Below are 25,017 nucleotides of genomic sequence, written 5' to 3'. Positions count from 1 at the left end.
ACCCCTAAAAATAAAAGAGAGATGTTCGGAAAAACCAAAATGCAGTTCCTTGTCGTTGTTTCGATGTTCTTTATGGCCTCGTGCGACAGTATATACGAAGATTTGCCCCGTTGCGAACTTTGGTTGGAATTTACTTTCGACCACAACATGGAATATGCAGATGCATTTGATCCACAGGTTAATTCAGTGGACGTATTTGTGTTTGGTGATGACGATAAGCTACTTTTGACTAAAAGAGCCGAACCGACTGCATTGGTGGGTGGAAACCGTATGTCATTGGCTGATGAGCTTTCTTTTGGAAGCTACAAAATACTTACCGTGGGCAGTCTGTCCGATAGCCACCGGGTGGCGACTCATACCGGACAATCGCCGATTGTGGGAACTACCACTCTTCAAGAGATGGTTGCCGCTCTTTATCGTGAAGTAGATATGATAGATTTTCAATTTCCACATTTCTACTTTGCTCCGGTAGTGCAATTAGACTATTTCGGCACTAACGATGCCGTATGTCGTGTGAATCTGATGCGTTATACGAACCGGTTCAATATCGCTTTGATGCGTACCAATGGAACTGGTAACACGCGATACTCTTTTGAAATAGAAACACCGGACGATGCCGTTTATTCCTGGATGCAGGATGCGCCTATGGGAGAAGGCCCTGTTACGTACAGAGCCTACCATACTGATTGGACAAGATCCACTGATGTGGAGATGGTCTCGCGTCTGAATACCATGCGTCTGTTTAATATGGCGGGTTATCGGTTTATTATAAAAAATGAAGAAACAGGTGTCGAAGTTTGGGACTACAATCTGATGACTTTACTGAACATCGCTCGTCCTACTCTCCGCCCTGACAATACGTCACTTCCTTTTCAGGAATACCTTGACAGGCAGAGTGATTGGAATCTGGTGTTTACTGTGACCGAAAAGCCCGAAGGAGGATTCCTCCAGATAGGGCTTGTAGTCGGTCCTTGGATATACTGGCTTCATGACATGGAAATATAAGGAATGGTGATAATGAGATGTAAACCATTGTATAGTATTATTTGTCTGTTGTTGGTAGCTTTCTTGTTTTCGTGTAGCAAAAATGCAGTTGAGTTTGATGAGCAGTTGTCCAATACCCGGGCTTTGCTTAGCATCGACTTGACGCAGAATGCAGGCGAAGAACAGGTTGCTATTAAGACTGTACGGTTTGTCATATTCGGCAATGCGTCGAGTAGCATTCCGTATTTGGATGTCAATGAGTTTCACGAAGAAGCCACTCCACTCGAGACTACGGATATTAAAGCCGTTATCGAAGTGAAAGGCAACAGTGATATCATGGCAATTGTTATTGTGAACGAACCGGCCGGGCTTAAAAGCGATCTTGATAATATTGGCAGTTTATCTGATCTGAAAAATATAGAGTTTACTATTGCTCAATTACTGAACAATAGTAAAGAAGAAATTGCTTTAATGCCTATGACGGGAATAAAACAAGGTATATATGTAAAGCCTGGCGAGGCGGTTAATCCGGTAAGCATGACCGTGGAACGTGCCGTATCACGAGTGGATGTCTATCTCCAAGTCACGGATGGCGGAGCGCAGACGGGATATATTAATGGCAGTACTACAGTCACTATGCACAACCTTTCTCATGAGAGTGTTTTGGTGAATGGATTCGGAAATATGAAAGCAAATGCACTTCTGTTGGATAAGACATGGACAGCAGGTTCGAGCGATACATGGATATACTCATCTGCTGCTGATGCGAAAAACCGGAGATTGCTTTGTTCATTCTATACCTCCGAGCGTGCTTTCACCGACTCCAATAAACCTACTATCAGCATGACGAATATCCGGAAAGGTGCACAGCCTACAGATGTCATCGGAGTGACCCGGCAGGAGTTGGGACAGATTACACCTACCGGTGGTGGGCAGTCACAAGATTTTGAGGGATTTCAACGGAACAATGTATACCAGATAACGGCTAAGGTAGGTAAACTGGGCATACAAATAGTGAGAGTATCGGTGGAGCCATGGGGTGATCCGAAAAATATAGACGTGGATGTGGAACTGTAACATACTGGCTGCTGATAGGTAAAGTTTTCATTCGGAAAAAGAAAAAAGATGATAAAGTTAAGAAATGATAGTATCAAAACGATGATGATGGTAATCCTCTTTCCGGTTATTTTCTTTTCGTGCATCGAAGAGGAAATGACGTGTGAAAGGGTGCCAATGGCAGTGCATTATGTGGGCGCTGGCGGAAGTGTCGTGACCAGAGGTACGGAAATTTCTTCGGCAGACGATCTGAAAGGGACTAAATTCGGTTTGTTTGCTTCTTTGACACCGGCTTCTCTCGTTACGGAAACATACTTCAACGCGAGTGCCACAGTAAATGATAATTTGACGGCTACGATATCGCCGGGACAGTTTTGGCCAACCGTGCAGAGCTCCATGAAATTCTTTTCGTGGTATCCTTTTGATGGCGGCAACCACCCGATTGCCAACTTCGACAATCCTGCAGAGATGGTGTTGACATATAGTGCTTCTACTGATGCTGCTGCCCACAAGGATGTGATGGCGGGTGTGACACAGACATCTCAATGGGGTGCCGGTATAAATGTACATTTCTATCATACACTGACTAAAGTCTCCTTTACATTCAAAAAGAAAGATCCGGCACCCGAAGAGTTAATAATCGAAAAGATCCAGTTCCAAGGTGTGGGAGCAGAAGGGAAACTGACCGTACCCAGCATACCGACTGCAACAACAGAGAGTGGCAAACCTGCTTTTGTCTGGAACAATATCACTACGGGGACTGTAACTTCCGATCTGGCTTCTACCCCTACGGCTCAAAAAGCGGTGGGTACAGTTGCTACTCAAATAGGTGACACGTTCTTTATGTTGCCTGCCGTTACCTTTTCGGATGCTGCTAAAATGATAGTCACCACCAATCATGGTATTCGGGAATTTCTGCTTAAGGATATTGCCGAAGCTGTTGGCAGCAAACATTCCTGGCAGTCGGGCGAGCACATTAACTATAATATGACAATGTCTAATGAAGAATATACGATAACCGCTACCCCCTTACCATGGGAATGGGATGAAAACTCGGTAAATGTGATTTTCGACGGGCAGTATTACCTTAAGCTTTCACAAGGCAAAGTACGGTTGGGAGCCAATGGAGCCACAGTAAATATAACTGCTGAAACAAATTATGATGCGGATCCGAATACCGGATATCCGGTAGGTGCATTACTCAATAAGACGGGGATGGCTACGTGGGCTACGGTAACGATGGGTACTCCTACACTCTCGGGGACAGTGCGTACTTATGACATTACGGTTGTAATTCCTTCATACACAGCAGTTGCTACGGAAAAACGGGAGACACAATTTTATATTGATGCAGGTAATCTACACCACAAGATACTGCTGGAACAGTGGGGTGGCACCGGGGTATGGCTCACTTCAAGTGAAACTTTGGATACCAATGATTTGGGAATCGGACTGACGAAACGGCGTGTACTTACCTTTACTTCGGGCAATCCGGGAAATTGGACTTGGGAAGTAACCGGCGTACAAGATCCTGATAAGATTCTGCTCAATTGGGATACGATGTTCGGATCAAAAGGTGGAAATGGCGGAGTAATCTATTTTTATTACAATGCCGGTACCAAGGAAGGCACAACTGCTACGCTGACAGTGAGTAATACGAATGGCGATAATCCGGATATAACGGTGACATTGACCGTTCCGCAGTGGTAAATGATAGGTTACGCTTTAAGAAAAGGAGACGAATTATGATGAAATATATATCTTTAGTACTCAATAGAAGTTTTCTTCTATACACTTTGGTAGCAGCAATTTGGCTCACCGGTTGTGTAGAAGAAGAGTATACGAATTCTCCTAAAGGGACCGGCGTCAATATCCCGTTTGCTCTAACGATTCCCGACGTAGATATCCCCTCTCCCATTTCCCGTTCAATGACGGGAGCGGCCGGAGGATACAGAGAAGACGAGATAAAGAATGTAGACGTTCTGGTGTTCGAAGAGTCGGAAAACACCCCCGGACAGTATTTGTTTATGGAATGGAAGCCCGTCAGCACTAATATTACACAAACATTGGATGGTGGTACCTCTGCGGCAGAATTTTCTGTTGCGCTTACTCCTACTTCCAGGCCCACTTACGTTGTGCTACTTGCTAACAGACCACTCGGCACTGCAGCATATGAAAATATCTTGAAAGGTTTTGTGAAAGGATCAACAACGAAAGCTGCTGCAATGGCGCAGATGATTCATAGCGGTGATCCTACGCAATGGCCGGCCGACGGACCGAATGACAACGGTAAATATCTGCCGATTCCCATGTATGGAGAGGTAAAGGTGTCGAAACTTGCCTATGCTGTCTCTATACCCGATATCAATATGAAACGGATGTTGGCACGTATTGACATTGCCAATTCCGTATCGAATTTCACAGTGGAAGAAGTATATCTTGTCAATTATAATAATGCCGGATATTTGTCTCCGGTATGGGATGCGAACGGAGTGGTAGATATTGCATCAGGTGATCTTAATATTCCTGTTGCCAATGATAAGAAAGTGGGCATCGATCCTGCCAATTATCATCTTGTAGCAGGCAATACGCCCTATGTCGGCAACATCTATACTTTCGAAGCCTCTGCTGCCGTAGATGATGCCGGTGGCAATGACGGAGCTGCGAGCCGTAAAGACGCTGTGTGTCTGATTGTAGGAGGACGGCGTACCGGAGAAACGTCTACAACTTATTATCGGGTGGATTTCACCCAAACAGGAAAGACGGGAGAAGATGTAGAATACCTGCCTTTGTTGCGAAATCATAAATATATCATCAGTATTACAGAAGTGTCGGGCCCCGGTTATGATGATAAACAGAAAGCACTGGAATCTTATACGGTAATGTCCAATCTTAAGATGAGACTGATCACCTATGATCGTGATAAGATAAAAGACGTGGTATACGACGGGCAGTATATGCTCGGAGTGAGTGAATCTGATGTACAACTGACTCAATACCAGATTGATAAATATGTGATAGATGTTTTTACCGATGTTCCTTCGGGATGGAAAGCTACCGTCGCTTCTGATGGCGATTGGCTTAAATTTAATGGTGGTGGGAATACCAGTACCGATGTCATTACAACGACAGGTGGAGCGAATGGCGATACCAGTTTTGCACTGCGTATACCCTATTGGTATCATGGAATAACCGGAGATGCGCGCACGGCCACTATTACGTTGCAGGCAGGGAGACTGACTCATGTTATCACTTTGACACAGACAATGATAGAGCCGGGAGTAATTCGTTTTGTAGACGGCTACGGGAATGAAATAGTGGATGGATATGTTTTTCCACTCAGGAGTGACAACCCCAATAATCCGGAAGAAGCTCTTGAACCGCAGGTTTTGTACGCCGTGTTCTCTACGCCTAAGATTGCCGTACGTCGTGGGGGTGGCACTATTTTTTATCCTAACGGAGGTTTAATCCCGGCTTTGAATACCTCGACTTCCCAGTTTTTTGTAGACAGGGTACAAGCATTCAGTATCCAGCCGGATCCGTTGAGGGCCGGTGATGGAGGAAATCTGTATTGGCGTACGGATGCATTGAATTTTGACCTGTATGATGAAGCAGACAAATACCTCGGTAACAGACCTTTGCCAATTATCCAGCAGGAACGGACTTTTTCATTCCGTTTTCTTGCAAATACGGCAACCCGTACATTTGACGTTGATTTGGGTGCAGAACAATATCTGCAGTTATTTGTGAATCATAATTGGAAGATTGCAGGTATAGAAGAAGTGAGTGGAACTGAATTGATACGTTCTACTGCTGATACAAATGACAATGATATATTTGTAGGTAGAAGTAATGCAGATTCTAAGATGTATCAGTCATCCGTTGTCGGTTCGGATGAAGATGACGGCAAAGGAAATGCTGTGAATGGCCGTGGATACGACTTTAGATTAAAGATTATTCCCGGAAAATGGGCAGAGGGAAAAACAGGAATGATCAAGATTGATTTCGATAACGTATTCTATGCAGGATCGGGTGTTTTAAGTAAGTATCCGTTCCGTCTCATTATGTACCTGAATATGGTGAGCAGGAAATTGTCTTATACGGATGCTTCTTCACAACCTCAATTTTATCTTTATCCGCTTCGGTTTGAGGAACGGAAGTCGTCTGAAACTAATAAAGGACTTCAGTTGAGTGCTGCCAATGCGGCCGCTACGTGCGCAGAGGTTGGTGATGGATGGCGGTTGCCTAATGCCAATGAGTTGATATTATCGTATATTTATCGCGATGTCTTAGGAGGAGTTGCTGCCGGTGAGGACAGCTATACGAGTCAAAATATAGAAGGATGGTATATCAGTGAAACTCCGGCGAGTTACGATTACTATTGGTCTGCATCGACTTATTCAGATGGTTCGGGTTTTCCTTTAAATTTAGCAAGTGCTGCTTCTGGGAAAAAGAGCACCGGTGATAAGGCTAATTTTCGTTGTGTTCGAAACGGACCTGCCAGTGGAACGAAGTATCCTTATCTGAGTGGAAAAACGATTATATCTCGTGATGCGGCAGGGGGAGTTCAGTCTTCAGTATTGTTAGGCTCAGAAAGTCCGTCGCAAAGTAATAAAGTTGCCCCTAAATTGGAAGTAGATCTTACCAGTAGTGTTGGTAATTGGACGACGGCTAATAGCGTTTGTACAGCAAAAGGCTGGCGTCTGCCCACTCAACGGGAAATGTTGCTCATTCTCAGTATGGGCGGTGGAACGATTCCTCTTACACAAGGGACTGGATTTAGTAATACGACAGCTTGGTCAAGTGGATTTCAGGCAATTGCCGGATTTCATTGGACGCAAACTCTCCACAGTGGTAGCAATTATTATGCAATTAATCCCAGTAATGGTACTAATGGATATGAACAAAACGCTTGGGATGTAGCAACGGGTCCGGACTGGATGAATTATAGATGTGTCAGAACAGTGAACTGACCTAAGGTTGTGCAAATGTGTTACGTAAATCCTGTTTTATAGTGATTTTAAATCTCAACTGAGCCGACCTTAATGTTGTGTAATCATAAAAAATAAAACCGCAAGAGCTTTATAATTAGCTGTTTGCGGTTTTATTTCGTGATTCAAGTAACGTTCTTTAATCGCCTGATTATTAATTGTTTGTATAAACGTATGGCCTACAATATGCCTACATTTCTTATCTATTACAGGTTATTTCTTACTTAATAAGACTTGTATTAGACGTTCCTTCTCCTCAATTATCCTTTCTAAATCAGCTATTTTTGCATCTTTATCAAGTTCATTTGATTTTATTCCAGTTATGGGAATATCATCAAAGAATACACCTACAGGAACCTCTAAAACCTTTGCTATTGCCTCAATGGTTTTTGTGTTCGTTGATCCATTTCTAACAATAGCCTGTATGCTACTATCTTCTTTTCCTATACGTGAAGCAAGTTCTCGTATAGTGATTTTCTTTAATTCACATAACTCTCTTATTAACAAAAAATTAGCCATATTACACCTTTGTTATAACTTTTATTAACGTGAATTTTATTCACCTGTGGTAAAAATAATTATACCTTTGCTATGTAAAGTTAACAATAATGAGTATATTTATCACAAAGGTATGACGAAAAAAAAATTAAAAAGGAATGATGACGGCGAGAAACTAAGAATGTACCTTTTGAATTTGCCGGTAAAAGAATCTTCTGAAATGTCCCTTAAATTGGCAGAAGCATGTAAAGTGCCATTACATACCTTTCGTAATTGGCGAGGTAGTCGTTGTCGTATTCCCGAACTTGCAAAGGATAAGATCGAGGAAGTAACAGGCGTAAAAATCTTCCATAGTGAAAACCAATAAATAAAAGAAGAATGAAATCAAAGAAATTAGAAATCGAAATTCCGGAAGGTAAAACAGCTGTCTGGAGAAATGGAATCTTAACCCTTATTGATGAACCAGAAAAAGACGTAAGAAAACGTATTAAGACGTTTGAGGACGCCTGCCATGAAATTGGCATCGATGCAGAAGCATGGAACCGAGATAAAATATCCCTCGGTCTTGAACCTGACGTTTTGGCTTTTCTGAAACTCCGTATCATTGTCAAAGCTTTAAATGAAGGCTGGGAACCTCGATTTACAGAGGATGAATGCCGTTATTATCCTTGGTTTATTCTTTATACAGGGGAAGAATACAATAAGTTGGACGAGGAAGAAAAGTCTCGTGTGGTGTATCGGTCGTACTACTTCGCGAGCGCGTTAGGCGGTGTTTCGTATGGGAGCGCGAATTACGATTCATCGTACACGGGTGCGAGCATCGGTGTTCGGCTTGCCTTCAAAACGTCGGAACTGGCAGCATATTGCGGTCGACAATTCCTTGATATTTGGGCAGACTTTGTTTTTCTTCCGGAAAAGAAAAGTGAATAAATAACCGGGGCGGCTTTTGCCGCTCCATATAATAACCGCCGGAGTGTGGAGATAACCCCGAAGGGCGAAAGCGGGTGTTATTGGTAGTTCGATGCTATCCTCCGGCACAGCTATAAACAACAATGAGCAAAATTTACATAGTAACTAAAAGGGAATCCGGAATATACGAAGAAGACGGCGTTTGGTTTTCTATCCTTGCCGCATTTGATACGAGAAATAAAGCAGAAGAATATTTAAAGGAATATGAAAAAACAGCTCCTAAAGAAGCTTACTACACTTTCTATCGAATAGAACCTGTTCCGTTGTTTCTTTCTTCTCATAAAGTGAAAATAAACAGACCGAAACATACGACCTATCCTATTGGTGAATTGGTAAAATTAAAAATAAGTGGTGAAAAATAATTCAAATCAAGAAAAGATAATGAGCAAAGAAGAAGCTATACAAGCAATGAAAGAGGGTAAGAAGGTTACGCACCGTTTCTTTTCCTCTGACGAATGGATGACTATTGAAAACGGATTTCTTCTTTTAGAAGATGGTGTACGTATCTCTTTGGAAGATTTCTTCAATTTTCGCAGTGATAGTCTTTGGGATAATGGATATGAATTGTATAACCCCTCATAACATGATAGATATGAATACAACCTTTGAAAAATCGGCTAATACCACTGATGAGTGGTATACACCCAAAGAAATTATAGACGCATTAGGAAAGTTTGATTTAGATCCATGTGCTCCGGTTAAACCGCTTTGGCAAACGGCAGAAACCATGTACAACAAAAACCATGACGGATTAACTAAAGATTGGGTAGGTCGTGTCTGGTTAAATCCACCTTATTCCCGTCCGCTTATTGAACAATTTGTTCGTAAACTGGCACAACACGGCAATGGCATTGCGCTGTTGTTCAACCGCTGTGATAGTAAGATGTTCCAGGATATTATATTTGAGAAGGCAACGGCAATTAAATTTCTACGCGGAAGGATTCGTTTTTTCAGGCCGGACGGAATACGGGGGGATTCGCCTGGTTGTGGTGCTGTTTTGATCGCTTTTGGAGAAGAAAACGCAGAGATACTAAAAACTTGTAACATAAGTGGCAAGTATGTAAGAATCAATTAGAGTAAAACAAATTAAATATGAGTGAATATTCATTGAAAGAAAGAGTTCAGATGTTAACATCATCGCTTGTATATGGCGGTCCTATGACATTTGAGCAAATCAAGAAATTAGATTGGTTGAAAAATACATCTGAATACGGAATATTATTTTATCTCCGGGAAGCTGAAAGATATGAATGGATAAAGACTAAATGTTTCAAAGGTGATAAACCGAATATCTATTCGGCAACGGCTAAAGGCCGAAAAATGGCTGATGCAAGAGATTAAATAAAAATGGATAAGAAAAATAAAAGGGTGTATCTTTCTAATACAAAAGAAGAAAGAGCGATAAATATAAATCAGTTTTTTACACTTTATGTGGACTTTTCTAAAAATAATACAGCAATGAAATCAACAATTACCACCCCCGATGAATTAACCACGTTACGAATAGAAGGCAGTAGTGGAACCTATAAAATATTCAGTAGCTTCCGCCCCATGGAATCCCCTGCATTCGTGGATGCAATGGACCGGAAGTATAATCTGGCGGAAATAAAGAATCTTTCCGACGGAAAAGGTTATTTCCTGGTACACCTGAACAAGAAGCAACAGGAAACCATACAGGAGGATTTAAACGCTATCCTTTGTGATAGTGTGCCATGCCTTCTATAAACTAAGACGATCTTAACGAAATGCCATGAAAGAAGACAGACGCCTAAGAAACCTACGTTATCAGATGCGGAAGAAAGGTTACCAGTTCGATACAAAGAACCTGGTGGTCATTATGCCTTCACATGACAAACGTTCCCTTCTCCAGGAAAGGAGATTAAGCAAATTCGGTTTTTCAATTCAGTATAACATGTTTGAACAATGAAAGATAAAAATTTAAAATACATCGCCCACGCTATTATCGTGGTTGCCTTTATGGGACTGATTGCCTTTGTCATTTATTATACGGGTAAAACCGCTTTTCTTTGGCTGTTATTATTCGTTTTCCTGTATCAACCTTGGGGAGACTTGAAAACAAAGCAGGAGGAAAACAACGAAAAATAAGTAACTATGTAACTTTATAACGATGATAAAGGCAGAAGACATCTACAAAGTAACCAACAACGGGCTGGATATTATTCTACATTATTATCCGCAAGCCCGGGATTGTGTCGGAACCAACCGCCATTTCAAACGCCGGCCGTCAGAAGACGACGCGTCGGCCTGTATCAAGCTATTCGGAAAGGAAGGTTCCCAGCAGGTTTATAAGGTAACGGATTTCGGTGATACCGGAACGGCTCAAAGCCCTGTCGATATCTGCATGTATGAGGAAGGCCTCCGGTTTAACGAGGCGATCCTTAAACTTGCATCCATGTACAACGTAACCGATGAACTCAACCGTAACGTAAACAAGCCGGATATCCGTAAGGTTCCGGCCTCCCAGGATCAGAAAGACGGTACTAAAATTTTCGAGCTTGCCGATCATCTCACCCCGGATCAGTTACGCATACTCGGCCCCCGTGTCACCCAGGAGAACGCCGAGGCTCTGCACTGGTATTCGGCCAAATATATAGGGTATGTAAAAAATCGCGAGGTAACCTATAAATACGCGACTGCGACATACCCTATCTTTATGCGCGAATGTCTGGTAAAACCGGCCGAAGGCGACACGCCCGAAGTGAAGTTCTATAAAATATACGAGCCTCTGAATCCGGACAAGCAGTGGCGTTTTTCCTACACCCCGGAAGGTGTCAAGCCGAAGGACTATATAAACGGTCTTTCCGAACTGAAAGCCTTATACTGGGAGTTTAATTCCAGGGAAGAAGCCGCCTTTAAAAAGAATCCGGCCAATGCGGAAAAGCCTTATAAGGAACAGAAGCTGCAGGAGGCGTTTATATGTTCCGGAGAGCGCGACGCCCTGTGCGTTAAATCGCTGGGCTTTTCCCCAATCTGGTTTAATTCGGAAACATATAAACTTTCCGAACAGGACTACAAGGAGATCATGAAATACGTTGAAGTCCTGTATAACATACCCGATATCGACACGACGGGCAGGGTAAAGGGTACGGAACTTGCACTACGTTTTATCGATATCCACACGATCTGGCTACCGGCCTGGCTTACCACTTACCGGGATCAGCGGGGCAAACCCCGTAAGGACTTCCGGGACTTTATGGAATTACGAAGCAAGAACGAGGATTTCCGTAACCTTATGACGCTTGCCATGCCCGCCAAATTCTGGTATTCCAAGTTTAACGAGAAATCCCGGCAATGGGATCACAATATAGACGCGGACTGCCTTCACTACTTTTTACGTCTTAACGGTTTCTATTCGCTTCATGATGAAAATTCCAGTTCAACGAAATACATCCGTATTACCGGCAATATTGTAAAACTGATAAAGGCAAAGGATATCCGGAAGTTTATCCGCGGTTGGGCCCAGGATAGTTTTTTATCCCGCGATATAAGAAACCTTATTCTGAACAGCCCCAAACTGTCAGATACGGCCCTGGACAATTTGCAGGAAATAGAACTGGACTTTACCAATTATACCCATAATACGCAGATGTTCTTCTTTCCCGGTTGCAGCATGGAGGTAAGCGGTACCGGTATAAAGGAACATCCGGCCAACGGCAGCACATTGTCCCACTACGTTTGGGAAGAAAACGTACTGAAACACAAAGTTCGTCTTATGGAAGACATGTTTACCATTTCCCGTAAAAAAGACATAGAGGGCAACGATGTGTTTGATATCCGGATAAATGCCGTACCGTCTAACTTTTTCGGCTATGTAATCAATTCGAGCCGCGTTTACTGGCGTAAGGAACTGGAATACAATTTCGACGACAAGAGCGTGGGGGAAGCGGAATCCTACCGGGAAAAACATAAATTCGATATCGAGGGGGAAGGCCTCACGGAGGAAGAAGTGGTCGAACAGAAAAAGAACCTTATCAATAAGATATTTACTATCGGTTATATGCTGCATCGGTACAAATCCCCTTCGCGTGCCTGGGCACCACAGGCCATGGATAACAAGATCGGTGAAGACGGTGAATGTAACGGACGTTCGGGCAAATCATTCATGTTCAAGGCCCTTTCCTACTTTATGAAGAGCGTCAAGCTTTCCGGCCGTAATCCTAAGTTAATGGATAATCCGCATGTGTTCGACCAGGTGAACCAGCATACCGACTTTATTCTGGTGGATGATTGCGACCGGTATCTTAATACGGGCCTGTTTTACGACATCATCACGTCAGATATGACCGTGAACCCGAAGAACAACCAGTCGTTTACTATACCTTTCGAGGAATCGGCCAAGCTGGGATTTACAACTAATTACGTTCCTATTGATTTTGATCCGTCTACGGAAGCCCGTTTGCTGTACTTGGTATTCTCCGACTACTACCACCAGCGTACGGAAGATAACGACTACCGGGAAACGCGTTCTATCCGGGACGATTTCGGTAAGGATTTGTTTTCCAAGACTTACAGCGAGAACGAGTGGAACGCCGATATAAATTTCTTCTTGCAGTGCTGCCGTTTTTACCTTTCCCTTTGCGAGGAATCTATAAAATTGCTTCCGCCCATGGAAAACATTATCAGGCGTAAATACAAGGCCGATATGGGCAATAACTTTGAGGACTGGGCGAACTCTTATTTCTCTCCGGACAGCGAGCACCTGGACTGTTTTATCGTCCGTGAAAAGGCCTTCGCCGATTACAAAAGCTTTTCCGGTGTGAATAAAATCACGATGCAGCGTTTTACAAAGGCCCTCAAAGGTTTTGTGGCCCTTTGCCCCTACATTGACGAACTCAACCCGAAGGACCTTTGCAACTCCCAGGGGCGTATCGTACGCAAGGATAACGACGGCAAGGCCGCCGACATGATCTATCTGCGTTCATGCGGCACGGCGGAAACGGCTGCCGGTGGTGGAACGGAACCGGCCGATCCGACACTCATGTTTGTACCTGATGAACGACCGGATGAATGAATAACGCGCATTTGAAATTAAACAGCATGTCCGAGTTTACCGCGCTCTGGAACAGCGGCGAGAGGTTCCGGAAATTCGCCGAACAGGTCTACCGCTATCTGGAACGTATGAAACCCGGTACCGTCCTGGCACTGGAACGCTATTCGGGCGAGCAGCTCGAATGGATCATCAAAACGGCCTGTGTTTTTATCCTGGAAGGCGACAACTACCTGGAGTATGAATTTAACGAAGACTATACGGCCGTCGTGCACCGCTATATACCCCCGGATGTAAAGGAATGGATTTTAAGCAGGTGCAAACATCGCGTATAAGACGGATCGGAGCCGGTATAAAATACGAAAAGAGGGACCAGATACGAATGTGTCGGTCCCTCTTTTCGTATGGAAACAGATGCGCCCCGCCCGGCTTCCCTCCCCATACCCCACCTCTATTTCATACAAAATTTTAGTAACCTTGTAACCTTTGTTTGCTTGAAAGAAAAAAGTCTGAAAATCAAATAAATAAATAGGAAATAAAGGTTACGGAGTTGCAGTTACAAAACGGTTACGAATTTTTCCGGTTTGTAACACCGGCCTTTTTATCTTCTACCGGTAAGCCCGGTTACAAACTGTTTTCCTGCCATTTTTTTGTAACGGAAATTAGTAACGTTACTAAGTTGCTAAGATACAGGATTTTATCTTTGCCGGTTGCCCGGTTACGAAATTACAAAAATTTAGTACCGGATTATATCAGCACAGCCTGGCGGAGAAAATTCCGGGCGTGTGGCGGCATGAAAAAGTGTATTATAATTATTCTCCCGGAGTATATTTATCAAAATGGCGGTCGAATGCCTACATTTTCCCGTAAATGGCAGACCAACAGCCGATAAAGGAATATCTTTGCCTTTAAAAAGGAATGTTATTGCTATGATTACCACCCGAATACAGATCGAATCCTACCTGGCCGAATACGTCCGGGGCAAATATTACGACGAAACGGTCGGTACCGTCCGTTTTCCTTCCTCGTCCGATATTTATGTGACCGTTTACGACCTCATGGAGAAACGGCCGGTAAATTGTCCGGCTGACCGTGGCAACCTGGAGTTTATGCTGCCTGACCGCCGGGAGGCCAATTTTGCCGGCGGCAAGTCTCCGGAACAGTTCAATTACATTTCCGTACGCGGTACCGCCATTCTTGAAAAGCGTCTGCGTGCCCTGATGTGGGCCGAGCTGCACGAACTCATGGACGAAAACAAGCACCTGCACGGAATCGAGTTTAAGGAAACCGTTTTTACCTTCCTGAAAAAGTATGATATCTCTTCCATTCAGGAAGACGGACTGCTGAAAAACTACCAGCGGTGGCGGGACAGTTTCAGGCGCAAGAAGAAAAGGGCCTATAACCGAAAAAAAGTGTAAAAAAGCAAGTTATTTTTTACCTACCAACTGTATCTGTTTGTCCTTTTTTGTCCGGTTTTTGGCTGAAAAACGTCCGAAAAATGCTGAATGTTTGATTATCAATACTTTATATCTGTAATTATGTCAAGAAAGTTAATATCCGCCGCCCATAGCCTGCAACTGGTTCCCGTTTACAACATTATCCATTTTGGCGTCGTGCGTTCGAAAGTCGTTATCCGCTCTATCGGAAAACCTGATATTCTTATGATCGTACCGGGAACCTTAAAACCGGGTGACAGCAAAAATGAAGACGTCTATACTAAAAAACATACCTTCAAGCTTGCCGACGTGTCGCAAAATAAGACGCTTTACCTGGAAAATCTGAAAGCGACGCCCTTTGTCGCTCTCTATACTGACGAAACGGGTAATACCCGTGTTTCCGGTTCTCCCGATTACCCGCTTACCTTTTCTTTTGAGATCGGCGGGGGGCTGTATAACTGCACCCTGTCCGGTACGGGGCCGGGTGTTGATGCGTTCCTGTAGGTTCCTTTCAGTCCTTCTCTACCTATGATATAGGCGTTTTCTTTGTCGTAAAAAAGAGAACGTGGACAAAATACAGGAGATTTTTACAGCACCTTGGGCAATCGCTGATAATGATTATTACCGGTTGCTTTCTTTACTTGTGCCGTGTGTTGCAGCCGGCAACCTGGATGCGATCGAAAAACGGCTCGACAATAATAAAATAACCGCCTACGCTACTACGCCTTACCTTGCCAACCGGTGGGAACTGGACGATGAGACGCTGCCGGCTGACAGTGTGGCCGTCATTATCCTGGAGGGCACCTTGTATTCCTGGGAGACTTACCGCCTGGAAAAGCAGCTCCGGGATGTTTTCGATAATCCTAAGATTTGCGGTGCGGTCCTGTGGATCAACGGTCCGGGCGGAATGGTTGCGCATGTGGACCTGGCGGCTAAAATGATTGCCGAATCTTCCAAACCTATAGCTACCTATGTGGCCGGTACCATGGGGAGTGCCCATTTCTGGCTGGGAACCGCCGCCGGCAGAACCTTTATCGCTTCCCCTATGTGTGAAGTCGGTTCCGTCGGTATCATGCTTACTTACCAATCCTTTAAGAAATATTTCAAGAAACAGGGCATTGATTACCGGGAAATCTATCCGGATAGTGCCGATCTGAAAAACTATGAAACCCGCGCGATTGAAGATGACAACAACGAAGAGCCTATAAAGCAACGTCTGGCCGTCATGCACCGCATTTTCTGCGATGCGATCAGTCGGAATCTGGGTATTGCCTACGATCCGGAACTTCCCCTTTTCCGGGGACAGATATTCACCGGCGACGTAGCCGTGGCAAACGGCTATATCGATCAGTTCGGTACGCTGGAAGACGCAGTAAAGTGGGTACTGGCACAGGCTACCGTCAGAAAAGTAAATGCGATGTATAACATATAGTATTAACTTCAAAATTTTGTATATATGAAATTTAAGAGCTTTTCCGCTCACATTCTGGCCCTGTTGGGCCTGTCGGAATGGAGCAAGGTAGAGGACAAAAACTCTATCACGGCCGAGGAAGTGGCAAAACTGAAAAATTACGGTTTTACCGAAAAATTCCTCACGGACTTTAAAGCGTCTCTCGAAAACGATTTCCAGGACGAAGCCGAAGACGGGAACCAGGGAGAGGAAACCGAGGAACCCAGAACTACCGCTTTCCTTCGCGGTTTGTTAGGTGATACTGCCGCCCGTTTGACACAGGCACAGGAACAGCTTGAAGCCTTGCAGACGCAACAGCGTGACGAAAACCGGAACAACACCGCGTTAATTGCCAAGAAGGATGCCGAAATAACGAAGCTTTCCGGTATTATCGCCCAACTTTCGGCCGCTGCGGAAGATGATCCGGGTAAAGGGAAGCAACACAACGCCCAGGCGGACGGTAAGGGAAAATTCAATCTCCAGGATGAAAAGCAGCTGGGAGGCTTGCAGGGTGAAATGTTCTCACTGGACCGCCCGTATAACCTTCGCGCCAAAGCTGCGTTAATGGAGGCTGCCGGTTTTGAAATGATCGCTCTTCCGAAAGCAAGTTCCATTGACTACAGCCGTTTGAAGGAAGACCTCGGTGCCTTTTACCGTATTCCCTGGCAACAGCGTTTGCAGTCGTTTTTAATGGAACTTCCTTCCATTGAAAGTATTTTCCCGCTTGAATCCGGTTATCAGGATTTGGCTACGCTGGTTAATATCTGGCTGGGTGAGTTCTCACAGGCCGGTAATGAGGAATCCGACTTCGACAAGGTGACTAAAGGTTCCTACGAGTTCGACGATGAAACCTTGCGCATGTTCAACGTGATGTTTGCACACCGTTTCAAAAATTTAAAGGCTCTGGAGAAAACCTGGATCGGCACTTTGAACAAGGAAGGTTCAAACCCTATCAAGTGGTCTTTTATCGAGTACATCCTGGCCGAAACCGCCAAGAAGTTGCATAACGAGCGTGAACAACGCCGTATTAACGGAATCCGTAAGGACCCGAATCTGAACGAACCGGGCAAAGCACTTGCTGCAGCTGACGGTCTGTATGAGTTCCTGAACAAGAAGGTGAACGGACATACCGATATCAATAACGGAAAGTTCGTTTACCAGATCAAGCCGTTCGAGCTGGGAGAACTTACCGAAGCAAACATCGGTGAGAAGGTGTACAAGGGTACTTCCATGATCCCGGCGGTTCTTCGTGACAGCGGTAACCTGGCACTTTATATGCCTTCGCACTTTATTGTATTGTATCATAAATACAATGAACTGCATTACGGACAGAACCAGGATTACAAGGCTAATATCATGTATGTAAAGGAATATCCGGCGGTGAAGATTATCCCGGTTCCCAATGCTGACAACCACCACCGTATCTTCTGGACATTTGAAGGCAACATTAAAACCTACGAGGACAAACCAGGCGAAATGACGGCTTTCAACCTGGAACAGGAAGACTGGAGCCTGAAAGTATGGAGTAACTGGCGTGAAAGTATCTGGGCTATTGCCGTGGGCTTCAAGTACACCAAGAAAGAAGATATGGACTATACGCGCCAGATGATCTTCTGTAATGAGTATGACCGCCCGGCGTCTTACTTTGTGGACGCTGACAAGGACAAGAACCCGTCGGCCAAGCTTCATACCTCTATTGTTACCGTAGCCAATACAGCCGAATTTGCTATTACCGATATTGAAGATGCACCGGTAGGTACGGTTATTTCTCTGAAATGCGGAAGCGTGGATAAAGGCGTTAAGATTGAGAAAAGCGGAAAATTTGACCTTATTTCCGCTACCTGGCAGCCGGGTAAGGGGGATGTTATCAAACTGATGAAACGTGCCGACGGTAAATTTATCGAGATCGGCCGCGAAAACGCTTCTTCCGATGCGTTGCAGTTTGCGCCGGATGAAACGGATCCTTCTTTGCTTGACGGTGAAGTATTCGTAACCGGTGAGAATACAAAGGCAACGGCAATCACTAACTTTACCGATGCGGAAGCCGGTGTCGTTTACACGATCTACGGAAGCGGTTCTGAATTTGCTTCCACCATTGCAGCCGGCGGAAACTTTGTCTTAACCGAAGCTATGACGCTTTCCGAAGGCAAGTTTATCAAGCTGGCGAAAGCCGCCGACGGTAAATTCTACGAAGTGGCAAGAGGCTAATTTTTGGCGGAAGGGATACTTTATCCCTTCCATTTTATAACCTTATAAATCATTAAGTTATGACATACGTAAAAGCAAGCGTAAGAAGGCCGGCCGGCAATCCCGGTAACGGTATTCAGCCCAAGGATCAGCTCGTAATTTACGACGTTGACGATATTCTTTCCTTCCCGCAGAGAAACGATGCCGGCGTGGTTATCGAGGATGATATCGTAATGAAGGCGGGACGTTACGCGATCGGTATTTACCTGACACCCGGTACCGCTGAAATCAGTTCCAACAGTGACGGGGAAACGGACGCCGAAGGTTATACGCCTTCCGTTAAGTTCAATCATCCCGGTAACGAACAGGAAATTCGCGAGTTTAAGACAAACTGGCTGTCCAAGAAATGTATCGTTGTGCTCCGTTATTGTAGCGGAAAGCCTGCCGATCTGATCGGAACGCCCTGTAACCCGTGTAAGTTATCCGTTTCTTATACCGGTTCCAATGAATCGAATACGAACGAACTTACTTTCACCCAGATCAGCAAAGGGGATGATATCGCCATTTACCGGGGTACCGACACTCTGGAAGAACCGGTGGCCGTGGTGGAAGCCGGAGCCACGGATATAGATTACCAGACGGACGGGCAGTACCAGCTTTCCGCGGGTGCGGCTAAGATAGCCGGTGTTACCGGTGGAAGTCACGGCTCGGTAATTACCCTTATGGGATGTTCGGGTGTTGCGCCTACGGTGGAAGCGGGCGGTAATTTCCTTCTGAAAGGTGGTAAGACGTTTACCGCTTCCGAAGGTTCCCAACTGACGTTGCGGGCGTTTAACGACGGTTCGGAGGCTATGAAATGGATTGAACAAAGCCGTTATGAGGCGTAAGTAAACGGCTTTCATGTAATTCAAAGGGTGACCGGCAGCACATGCCCGGCCACCCTTTGTCCTTTTTAGGGTAATTGCCCCTTTTTTCCTTTGTATCATCAAATTTTATATAGTATGAAACAGGAAATTATTACCTATCTGGCCGGTCCGCGTAACTTTATTCAGGGCGTGGAACTGTACGAGAAATACGGTATCAACCGTATGTTAAAGAAGTCATTCCGCCGGCAGGGAGAAACGGAAACGATGAAGGCCATTCTTTTAGAGGAACTACGGAAGTTGGCCGGGCTTTCTGAACGTGAATTTAAGACGATCCGGCGAAACTCCAAACAGCTGACCGCGGTAAAAATGGAACCCGCCCGGGAGGAAACATCCAAAACGCCGGTAAAATACAGCGATGATTTGCTGCTGGAACTTGCCGAATCTTTCGGCGTCAGTGTGGAAGAACTCGTTTCGTCCGATTTCCGGGATAAGGTTCTTTCCATGGATGAAAATGCCGACCGTGTGGAAGAGCTGGAAGAGGAACTGGAAGAGGCGGAGAAACGATACAAAGCAGCCCCGGAAACCGTAACCAAAATGATACGTTTCCGCGAGAAATTTACCTTCCTGAATTCTCCGGATTGTCCCGACATTCTGAAAATACTTGTTTCCGACATGTTCACCGCATACGGGAAGTATAAGGAAGCTTTCGCCCGCCTGGAAGCTACGCCGGATGATGTCAGTTCACTTTCTACAGCACAGGAAGCGCAGGCGGTTGTGGAAAACTTCATCGCTAACCGCGAGATGTGGGATGAACTGGAATATTACCGGGAGAACGGAAAGATTCTGGGTAAATGTGAGAAGGTAAAAAGTTTGTCCGTCCGTAAGGGCGTCGAGAACCTTTCGGATATCGACATACAAAAGGCACTGAATAACGCCCGCGCCAACCTTTCAAAGAATAAGGCGAAACTGGAACAGGCCGGGGATGATGAGAAGAAGAAAGCGAGTGCCCTTGCATTGATCCAAAAGTGGGAAACTACACAGAAGGCCATAGAGGAAGAAATTGAGGCGCGAAAAAAAAAGTAATTGAACTTATTGCCAGTCTGACAGGGAAACGGCAACGGATCACAAAGAACCTGGGCCGTTTCTCTCACCCTTGCGACCGCTCGGAGCTGGGGCACCAGCTCAAGACATTAACCCTCCGGATAGAAAAAGAAGAAAGCCGGCTTAAACAACTTTCCAATGATTACAAACCAAATATATAACGAGGATTGCCTGGAGGCGTTGAAACGTGTTCCGGACAATTCCGTAGATTGTATAATAACCGATCCGCCTTATTTCCTGGGAATGACACACAACGGGCAGAAAGGCAGTTTTAAAGATTTGTCTATCTGTAAACCCTTTTACCGGGATTTGTTCCTGGAGTTTAACCGGGTGAAGAAACCCGGTGCTTGTGTGTACTTTTTTACGGACTGGCGCGGGTATGCTTTTTATTATCCGTTGTTTGACTTGTATTTAGGTGCGTCAAACATGATCGTCTGGAACAAACAGTCGGGCCCGGGTAATCATTACGCCTTTATACATGAGCTTATTTTGTTTCATTGCGGAAAGGGTGTTTCTATCGGTGCCACAAACATAATAGATAATATCCGGTCTTTTGCTTCCGGTGCGAAACTGGTAGAAGGTGAAAAGGTTCATCCCACACAGAAACCGGTGGCGTTGATCCGTAAACTGATTGAAGACAGTACAAAGCCCGGCGATCTGATCCTGGACACTTTCGGCGGTTCCGGTACTACGGCCGTGGCAGCCATTGAAAGCGACCGGAACTTTGTATTAATGGAACAGGACGAAATTTATTATTTCACGGCACAGAAACGAATAAAAGATGCGTATGAACGATTTAACGGTGGTGGATAGTATTTACCTGGATGCGCAGCAAAAGGAGGATGTACGGCGTTTGTCTTCTTTAGGGTATTCGCCGAAAGACATAGCCGTTTCCCTGGGGCTTTCTTTGGAGGATGCCGGGCTTTTTGTCCGGGATGCGGAAACGGTAGGAACTTCCGTTAACTTCCTGATCCGGGAAGGGATTCTGGTAGCACGTGCCGCGCCTGAAATAAAACTCCATGAAGCGGCGGAAGGCGGAAACGTGGAAGCTATAAAACAGCTGGAGGCCGTACGGAAAAGACATACTTTTGAACGTTTAATCGAACAAATGGATGACGACGAATTTAATTAAGCCCTCACGAATAGACTTTGACAAGGTGGATATCAACCAGATTCAAAGGATTCTTTCTACCGGTACGCTGGAAGCCCTCGCGCCCGATGAAAGGGAATATTACAGCCTTATGGAAATGGTACGGGGCCTTCGTGCCCGTATGCGTATAAATGGTAAGCTGGTGACAAAGGCCGGCATCATCCGCCTTTTGAAGTCGGAACCTTACGGCCTTTCGGACTGGATGGCCCGCCAGGTGTACGCTGACAGTCTCAATTTCTTTTATACGCAGGATAACGTACGCCCGCAGGCTTTCGCTAACTTGTATGCGGAAAAGGCCGAAAACTGGGCGAATACCGTCTTTCTTATGGGAAATGTGAAGGAGGCTAAGAACCTGCTGAAACTGGCGGCGGAACTTCGCGGATGTTATAAGGATCAACAGGCCGAAATACCGGAGGAACTGCTTTCACAGAAAAGCACGGTTATTTATACTACCAGCCGTAAGGATCTGGGTGTTCCTGAAATCGACCGTAAGGAACTGGAAGAGTTTATCGACGCGATCCCGGAAATTCCTGTTATTGTACGTGATAATATAAAAGAGGACGCGCGTATTAAAGCTTTTGACCTGAAAAAACGTATGTTGTATGATATCAAAGAGTTCGGGGAAGATAACGAAGGTGAGTAACGCCGATGATGTGGAAATCAAATACGGCCATATAATCCAGGTTCTGACGGACTGGATCGATACTACTATCCTTGTATCTGTTGACGGGCGCGGTACGGCCAAATCGACCGTTATACAAGCCAGGCGTTCCGCCCGTTGTGTGGAAGAAATGCCCGGCGGTGCGTTCGCTTTTGTTGCCAATACCTACAGTAACCTGGAAGATAATATAATGCCGGCCGTACAGAAGGGCTGGCAGCTTATGGGCCTGATCGAAGGGGTACACTATGTAAAAGATACCCGCCCGCCTGAATCCTGGCGGCGTAAATGTTCGGTTATCGTGGATGATTACAAGCATGTTTACAGCTTCTGGAACGGATGTGTTATTTTCATGGGATCACTGGATAACCCTTCGCTGCTTGCCGGAAAGTCTGTAATACATCTGTTTTATGATGAAGCGAAGTACGACAAGGAAATGAAAGTAAACCGCGCTATGCCTATTCTTCGCGGTGATGCGATCACTTACGGACATTCCCATTTATTCCTGGGGATAACCATTACTACCGATATGCCGGATATCGACGAAAACGAGTACGACTGGTTTTTCCGGTATGTCAAGCAAATGGACCCGGAACGGATCATTAAAATAGTACAGGCGGCAAGTATGCGTAATGACCTGGTAATTTCTCTATTAAAAGAAGAAAGAAAAAATAAGCCTTCCCCTTTGAAACTGAAACGTTTGAAACGGGATATTGAATATTACGACCGGGCTTTGTTGAAGTTGAGAAAAGGACAAACGTTCTTTCTTAACGCTTCTTCATTCGCTAATGTTGAGATACTTACGATTGATTATTTAAAGCGGTTGTATAATGGTACGCTGGAGCTTCACGAATTTAAAAAGTCGGTGGTGGGTATGCGTCCCGGTCTTCGCAGGGATTTACGTTTCTATGTGTTGTTTGGTGAAGGACATAAGTATTATAACGGTACCATGTCCGGAGAAGCCGCTTACAGCTCGCGGGAGCTCCGGTACCTGCACCATGATAAAGCGATTGAAGGTGGTATGGACTTCGGTAATATGCTTTCTTTGGTGATCGGTCAGCCGGACGGTGCTTATTACCGGGTACATAAGAACTTTTTTGAGATACCGCCGGGCTGGTTCCGGGAGATCGCCGACCAGTTCCTCACTTTCTTCCAGAACCACGAATATAAAGAACTGGATTTGTACTATGACCGTGCAGGTAATAACTTTGAGAAACAGAAGGAGGATTACGCGGGTAAGATCAAAGACGCCATAGAAAAAGACGGTAGCGGAAACCGTACCGGCTGGATCGTAAACCTAAAGAGCCGCAAACAGGCAGTTATCCGGCAGGATACGGAATACGACTTTATGCAGGAGATTATGGGCGGTACCAACAAGAACCTGCCTATCTTGCTGGTTGATGCGATGAACTGTAAAGAAATGGTTAGTTCCGTAGAAAAGGCAAAGGCTGAAATCAAATACCGGGGTAATTCTAAGGTAGTGTTCAAGGTGAAGAAGTCCGAAAAGCTGGCACCGAAAAAACTACCGATGTTATCCACCAATTTCTCCGACGCTTTCAAATACTTACTGATGCGCCCCGGCTGGATAGCTTTGGTACGAGGCAAGCGGACACTGCAGGCCGACTCGTTTGTGGATCAATGGATAGAGAACAGGCATAAAAGGTAATTGCCTTGTAACGCTGGAAAATCGGTTTTCCGGCGTTTTTTGTGTTACCAGGTTACGGGTACCCCTCCGGGAGAGGTCATATTTCACCTTTTAAGGGGAGGGCAACTGCTTTCCGACTTCTGAGCGGCTCGGTCTTCGGAAGGTGTCATTTTTTAAGTTTCTGAAATTTTCTCCGGTTTTTGACTGTTTTTCAGTCGTTTATCTGCATTTAGACCAAAATTTTACGCGAAAAATCGTGTTTTTTATGCGTTTTTGCTCGTTTTTTGCCCGTTTTTGGGTGAATTACCGTGTGTTTTTGGGCGGTTGCCTTCCATTTTTGATTGATTTTGGGGTAATATTTTTTATAAATGTATATATTTAAGTACTTTTGCAATCGTCAAAATTACACTGCATACATACCGTCAGGGCTTACGGGTGGTACAAACTAAAGTACACACTAATTTTAAGTTACTGATATGAAAAGATTTTTTTTAGTTATTGTATTGGCTGTACTAACAATGGCGGCCATTGCACAAGAACCGTATAAGGCTTATTGTGAAATCGTAGGTACTGGAAATATAACCGGTACAAAAGTAAAAATAGAAGTAGATTTCGGGCAAAAGGCAAAATGGGCAGCACCAAATGCTCGTTTTTTAGTAGATGAAAACGGTGAAAAGATGAATTTTAATTCAATGATAGACGCCGTTAACTATTTGGCTAAATTGGGTTGGGAACTAATACTGGCTTATCCGATTACACCTACACAAGGAATGAGCAAAGACCCTGTTTATCATTATATTCTTTGTAAGAAGGTAACTTCTGATGAACAGATAAAAGAGGGAATTAATTTAAAAGACAAATAGAATATTAATTATAGTGTGTAACGCTCACCCTTAATCAGGTGGGCGTTTTTTTGTTACGAAGTAACGAATCGTAGAGTCGATAAATTTTCTTTTCTGATAAACTTTTATTAACGTTTTTTTTTTTTTGTTCAGATTTTAATGCCGACATTTGCCCC

The 25,017-nt window shown here is 44.7% G+C and carries 26 protein-coding genes; 25 read left to right on the top strand and 1 reads right to left on the bottom strand.

Going from position 1 to position 25,017, the window contains the following annotated elements:
* Positions 1–21: 21 nt before the first annotated feature.
* The 4 genes from RB604_RS15095 to RB604_RS15080 are packed head-to-tail and all read left to right on the top strand — an operon-like array spanning position 22 to position 7,013.
* The gene (locus tag RB604_RS15095; protein ID WP_055294728.1) at positions 22–1,005 is read left to right on the top strand and encodes a FimB/Mfa2 family fimbrial subunit; all 984 of its coding nucleotides are present in this window, start codon (positions 22–24) and stop codon (positions 1,003–1,005) included.
* Positions 1,006–1,008: 3 nt separating this feature from the next.
* Positions 1,009–2,061: a hypothetical protein gene (locus RB604_RS15090; protein ID WP_229104143.1), complete on the top strand. Its 1,053-nt coding sequence runs from the start codon at positions 1,009–1,011 to the stop codon at positions 2,059–2,061.
* Between the two features lie 48 nt (positions 2,062–2,109).
* Positions 2,110–3,750: a fimbrillin family protein gene (locus tag RB604_RS15085; RefSeq protein WP_055294726.1), complete on the top strand. Its 1,641-nt coding sequence runs from the start codon at positions 2,110–2,112 to the stop codon at positions 3,748–3,750.
* 35 nt (positions 3,751–3,785) lie between these two features.
* Entirely contained in the window at positions 3,786–7,013 is a 3,228-nt protein-coding gene (locus tag RB604_RS15080) for a hypothetical protein (RefSeq protein WP_055294724.1), read from the top strand.
* A 231-nt stretch (positions 7,014–7,244) separates the two neighbouring features.
* On the opposite strand, the gene RB604_RS15075 is transcribed toward RB604_RS15080, so the two are convergent.
* Complete coding sequence (locus RB604_RS15075; protein WP_004303408.1) at positions 7,245–7,550, bottom strand: helix-turn-helix domain-containing protein; 306 nt, start codon at positions 7,548–7,550, stop codon at positions 7,245–7,247.
* A 112-nt stretch (positions 7,551–7,662) separates the two neighbouring features.
* Here RB604_RS15075 and RB604_RS15070 point away from each other — a divergent pair, with 112 nt between their 5' ends.
* The 21 genes from RB604_RS15070 to RB604_RS14970 all read left to right on the top strand — a co-directional run bounded on the left by RB604_RS15070 (position 7,663) and on the right by RB604_RS14970 (position 24,862).
* The gene (locus RB604_RS15070; RefSeq protein ID WP_029425873.1) at positions 7,663–7,896 is read left to right on the top strand and encodes a hypothetical protein; all 234 of its coding nucleotides are present in this window, start codon (positions 7,663–7,665) and stop codon (positions 7,894–7,896) included.
* An 11-nt stretch (positions 7,897–7,907) separates the two neighbouring features.
* Positions 7,908–8,459: a hypothetical protein gene (locus RB604_RS15065; RefSeq protein WP_309005915.1), complete on the top strand. Its 552-nt coding sequence runs from the start codon at positions 7,908–7,910 to the stop codon at positions 8,457–8,459.
* A 122-nt stretch (positions 8,460–8,581) separates the two neighbouring features.
* Positions 8,582–8,860, top strand: coding sequence for an SH2 domain-containing protein (locus tag RB604_RS15060; protein ID WP_004318158.1), 279 nt, complete (start codon positions 8,582–8,584; stop codon positions 8,858–8,860).
* A 19-nt stretch (positions 8,861–8,879) separates the two neighbouring features.
* Positions 8,880–9,080: a hypothetical protein gene (locus RB604_RS15055; protein ID WP_004318042.1), complete on the top strand. Its 201-nt coding sequence runs from the start codon at positions 8,880–8,882 to the stop codon at positions 9,078–9,080.
* Between the two features lie 10 nt (positions 9,081–9,090).
* Positions 9,091–9,573, top strand: a complete 483-nt coding sequence (locus RB604_RS15050) for a DNA N-6-adenine-methyltransferase (RefSeq protein WP_029425872.1) — start codon at positions 9,091–9,093, stop codon at positions 9,571–9,573.
* Between the two features lie 17 nt (positions 9,574–9,590).
* Positions 9,591–9,839: a hypothetical protein gene (locus tag RB604_RS15045; RefSeq protein ID WP_004318162.1), complete on the top strand. Its 249-nt coding sequence runs from the start codon at positions 9,591–9,593 to the stop codon at positions 9,837–9,839.
* A 117-nt stretch (positions 9,840–9,956) separates the two neighbouring features.
* Complete coding sequence (locus RB604_RS15040; RefSeq protein ID WP_022042327.1) at positions 9,957–10,223, top strand: hypothetical protein; 267 nt, start codon at positions 9,957–9,959, stop codon at positions 10,221–10,223.
* Positions 10,224–10,421: 198 nt separating this feature from the next.
* On the top strand, positions 10,422–10,604 hold the full coding sequence (locus RB604_RS15035) for a hypothetical protein (protein ID WP_004318165.1): 183 nt from the start codon (positions 10,422–10,424) through the stop codon (positions 10,602–10,604).
* A gap of 22 nt (positions 10,605–10,626) precedes the next feature.
* Complete coding sequence (locus tag RB604_RS15030; protein ID WP_117683867.1) at positions 10,627–13,530, top strand: hypothetical protein; 2,904 nt, start codon at positions 10,627–10,629, stop codon at positions 13,528–13,530.
* Positions 13,527–13,841, top strand: coding sequence for a hypothetical protein (locus tag RB604_RS15025; RefSeq protein WP_008640064.1), 315 nt, complete (start codon positions 13,527–13,529; stop codon positions 13,839–13,841). Before RB604_RS15030 ends, RB604_RS15025 begins: the two co-directional genes overlap by 4 nt.
* Before the next feature lie 594 nt (positions 13,842–14,435).
* Positions 14,436–14,924, top strand: coding sequence for a hypothetical protein (locus RB604_RS15020; RefSeq protein ID WP_004303399.1), 489 nt, complete (start codon positions 14,436–14,438; stop codon positions 14,922–14,924).
* 87 nt (positions 14,925–15,011) lie between these two features.
* Complete coding sequence (locus RB604_RS15015) at positions 15,012–15,446, top strand: hypothetical protein (RefSeq protein WP_008775579.1); 435 nt, start codon at positions 15,012–15,014, stop codon at positions 15,444–15,446.
* Positions 15,447–15,507: 61 nt separating this feature from the next.
* Positions 15,508–16,374 (top strand): S49 family peptidase, encoded by an 867-nt coding sequence (locus RB604_RS15010; protein ID WP_117816299.1) that lies wholly within the window; start codon positions 15,508–15,510, stop codon positions 16,372–16,374.
* Between the two features lie 24 nt (positions 16,375–16,398).
* On the top strand, positions 16,399–18,600 hold the full coding sequence (locus RB604_RS15005) for a hypothetical protein (RefSeq protein ID WP_118049956.1): 2,202 nt from the start codon (positions 16,399–16,401) through the stop codon (positions 18,598–18,600).
* A 59-nt stretch (positions 18,601–18,659) separates the two neighbouring features.
* Positions 18,660–19,466, top strand: coding sequence for a hypothetical protein (locus RB604_RS15000; RefSeq protein WP_004318175.1), 807 nt, complete (start codon positions 18,660–18,662; stop codon positions 19,464–19,466).
* Between the two features lie 114 nt (positions 19,467–19,580).
* Positions 19,581–20,528, top strand: coding sequence for a hypothetical protein (locus RB604_RS14995; RefSeq protein ID WP_004318178.1), 948 nt, complete (start codon positions 19,581–19,583; stop codon positions 20,526–20,528).
* Between the two features lie 156 nt (positions 20,529–20,684).
* On the top strand, positions 20,685–21,359 hold the full coding sequence (locus RB604_RS14990; RefSeq protein ID WP_120070038.1) for a DNA-methyltransferase: 675 nt from the start codon (positions 20,685–20,687) through the stop codon (positions 21,357–21,359).
* The gene (locus RB604_RS14985) at positions 21,334–21,678 is read left to right on the top strand and encodes a hypothetical protein (protein WP_004318180.1); all 345 of its coding nucleotides are present in this window, start codon (positions 21,334–21,336) and stop codon (positions 21,676–21,678) included. The genes RB604_RS14990 and RB604_RS14985 overlap by 26 nt, the downstream gene beginning before the upstream one ends.
* Positions 21,659–22,339 (top strand): hypothetical protein, encoded by a 681-nt coding sequence (locus RB604_RS14980; protein ID WP_004318181.1) that lies wholly within the window; start codon positions 21,659–21,661, stop codon positions 22,337–22,339. The genes RB604_RS14985 and RB604_RS14980 overlap by 20 nt, the downstream gene beginning before the upstream one ends.
* Complete coding sequence (locus tag RB604_RS14975; protein ID WP_004318182.1) at positions 22,299–24,020, top strand: hypothetical protein; 1,722 nt, start codon at positions 22,299–22,301, stop codon at positions 24,018–24,020. Before RB604_RS14980 ends, RB604_RS14975 begins: the two co-directional genes overlap by 41 nt.
* A gap of 455 nt (positions 24,021–24,475) precedes the next feature.
* Complete coding sequence (locus RB604_RS14970; RefSeq protein ID WP_118023896.1) at positions 24,476–24,862, top strand: hypothetical protein; 387 nt, start codon at positions 24,476–24,478, stop codon at positions 24,860–24,862.
* The last annotated feature ends 155 nt before the right edge of the window (positions 24,863–25,017 follow it).

Origin of the sequence: Bacteroides salyersiae (genome assembly GCF_031172035.1) — a bacterium.
Classification (GTDB): Bacteria; Bacteroidota; Bacteroidia; order Bacteroidales; family Bacteroidaceae; genus Bacteroides; species Bacteroides salyersiae.
Note: the sequence above shows the minus strand (reverse complement) of the source record. Positions and strands in the feature narration are given on the sequence as shown.

Bases quoted from the DNA above. Each gene is read 5' to 3' on its own strand.
- RB604_RS15035 (WP_004318165.1), top strand. From the start codon at position 10,422: ATGAAAGATAAAAATTTAAAATACATCGCCCACGCTATTATCGTGGTT.
- RB604_RS15045 (WP_004318162.1), top strand. From the start codon at position 9,591: ATGAGTGAATATTCATTGAAAGAAAGAGTTCAGATGTTAACATCATCG.
- RB604_RS15065 (WP_309005915.1), top strand. From the start codon at position 7,908: ATGAAATCAAAGAAATTAGAAATCGAAATTCCGGAAGGTAAAACAGCT.
- RB604_RS15030 (WP_117683867.1), top strand. From the start codon at position 10,627: ATGATAAAGGCAGAAGACATCTACAAAGTAACCAACAACGGGCTGGAT.
- RB604_RS14995 (WP_004318178.1), top strand. From the start codon at position 19,581: ATGAAACAGGAAATTATTACCTATCTGGCCGGTCCGCGTAACTTTATT.
- RB604_RS15060 (WP_004318158.1), top strand. From the start codon at position 8,582: ATGAGCAAAATTTACATAGTAACTAAAAGGGAATCCGGAATATACGAA.
- RB604_RS15075 (WP_004303408.1), bottom strand. From the start codon at position 7,550: ATGGCTAATTTTTTGTTAATAAGAGAGTTATGTGAATTAAAGAAAATC.
- RB604_RS15050 (WP_029425872.1), top strand. From the start codon at position 9,091: ATGAATACAACCTTTGAAAAATCGGCTAATACCACTGATGAGTGGTAT.
- RB604_RS15080 (WP_055294724.1), top strand. From the start codon at position 3,786: ATGATGAAATATATATCTTTAGTACTCAATAGAAGTTTTCTTCTATAC.
- RB604_RS15025 (WP_008640064.1), top strand. From the start codon at position 13,527: ATGAATAACGCGCATTTGAAATTAAACAGCATGTCCGAGTTTACCGCG.
- RB604_RS14975 (WP_004318182.1), top strand. From the start codon at position 22,299: ATGATATCAAAGAGTTCGGGGAAGATAACGAAGGTGAGTAACGCCGAT.
- RB604_RS15000 (WP_004318175.1), top strand. From the start codon at position 18,660: ATGACATACGTAAAAGCAAGCGTAAGAAGGCCGGCCGGCAATCCCGGT.
- RB604_RS14980 (WP_004318181.1), top strand. From the start codon at position 21,659: ATGACGACGAATTTAATTAAGCCCTCACGAATAGACTTTGACAAGGTG.
- RB604_RS15095 (WP_055294728.1), top strand. From the start codon at position 22: ATGTTCGGAAAAACCAAAATGCAGTTCCTTGTCGTTGTTTCGATGTTC.
- RB604_RS15085 (WP_055294726.1), top strand. From the start codon at position 2,110: ATGATAAAGTTAAGAAATGATAGTATCAAAACGATGATGATGGTAATC.
- RB604_RS14985 (WP_004318180.1), top strand. From the start codon at position 21,334: ATGAACGATTTAACGGTGGTGGATAGTATTTACCTGGATGCGCAGCAA.
- RB604_RS15020 (WP_004303399.1), top strand. From the start codon at position 14,436: ATGATTACCACCCGAATACAGATCGAATCCTACCTGGCCGAATACGTC.
- RB604_RS15005 (WP_118049956.1), top strand. From the start codon at position 16,399: ATGAAATTTAAGAGCTTTTCCGCTCACATTCTGGCCCTGTTGGGCCTG.
- RB604_RS15055 (WP_004318042.1), top strand. From the start codon at position 8,880: ATGAGCAAAGAAGAAGCTATACAAGCAATGAAAGAGGGTAAGAAGGTT.
- RB604_RS14990 (WP_120070038.1), top strand. From the start codon at position 20,685: ATGATTACAAACCAAATATATAACGAGGATTGCCTGGAGGCGTTGAAA.
- RB604_RS14970 (WP_118023896.1), top strand. From the start codon at position 24,476: ATGAAAAGATTTTTTTTAGTTATTGTATTGGCTGTACTAACAATGGCG.
- RB604_RS15090 (WP_229104143.1), top strand. From the start codon at position 1,009: ATGGTGATAATGAGATGTAAACCATTGTATAGTATTATTTGTCTGTTG.
- RB604_RS15040 (WP_022042327.1), top strand. From the start codon at position 9,957: ATGAAATCAACAATTACCACCCCCGATGAATTAACCACGTTACGAATA.
- RB604_RS15015 (WP_008775579.1), top strand. From the start codon at position 15,012: ATGTTTGATTATCAATACTTTATATCTGTAATTATGTCAAGAAAGTTA.
- RB604_RS15070 (WP_029425873.1), top strand. From the start codon at position 7,663: ATGACGAAAAAAAAATTAAAAAGGAATGATGACGGCGAGAAACTAAGA.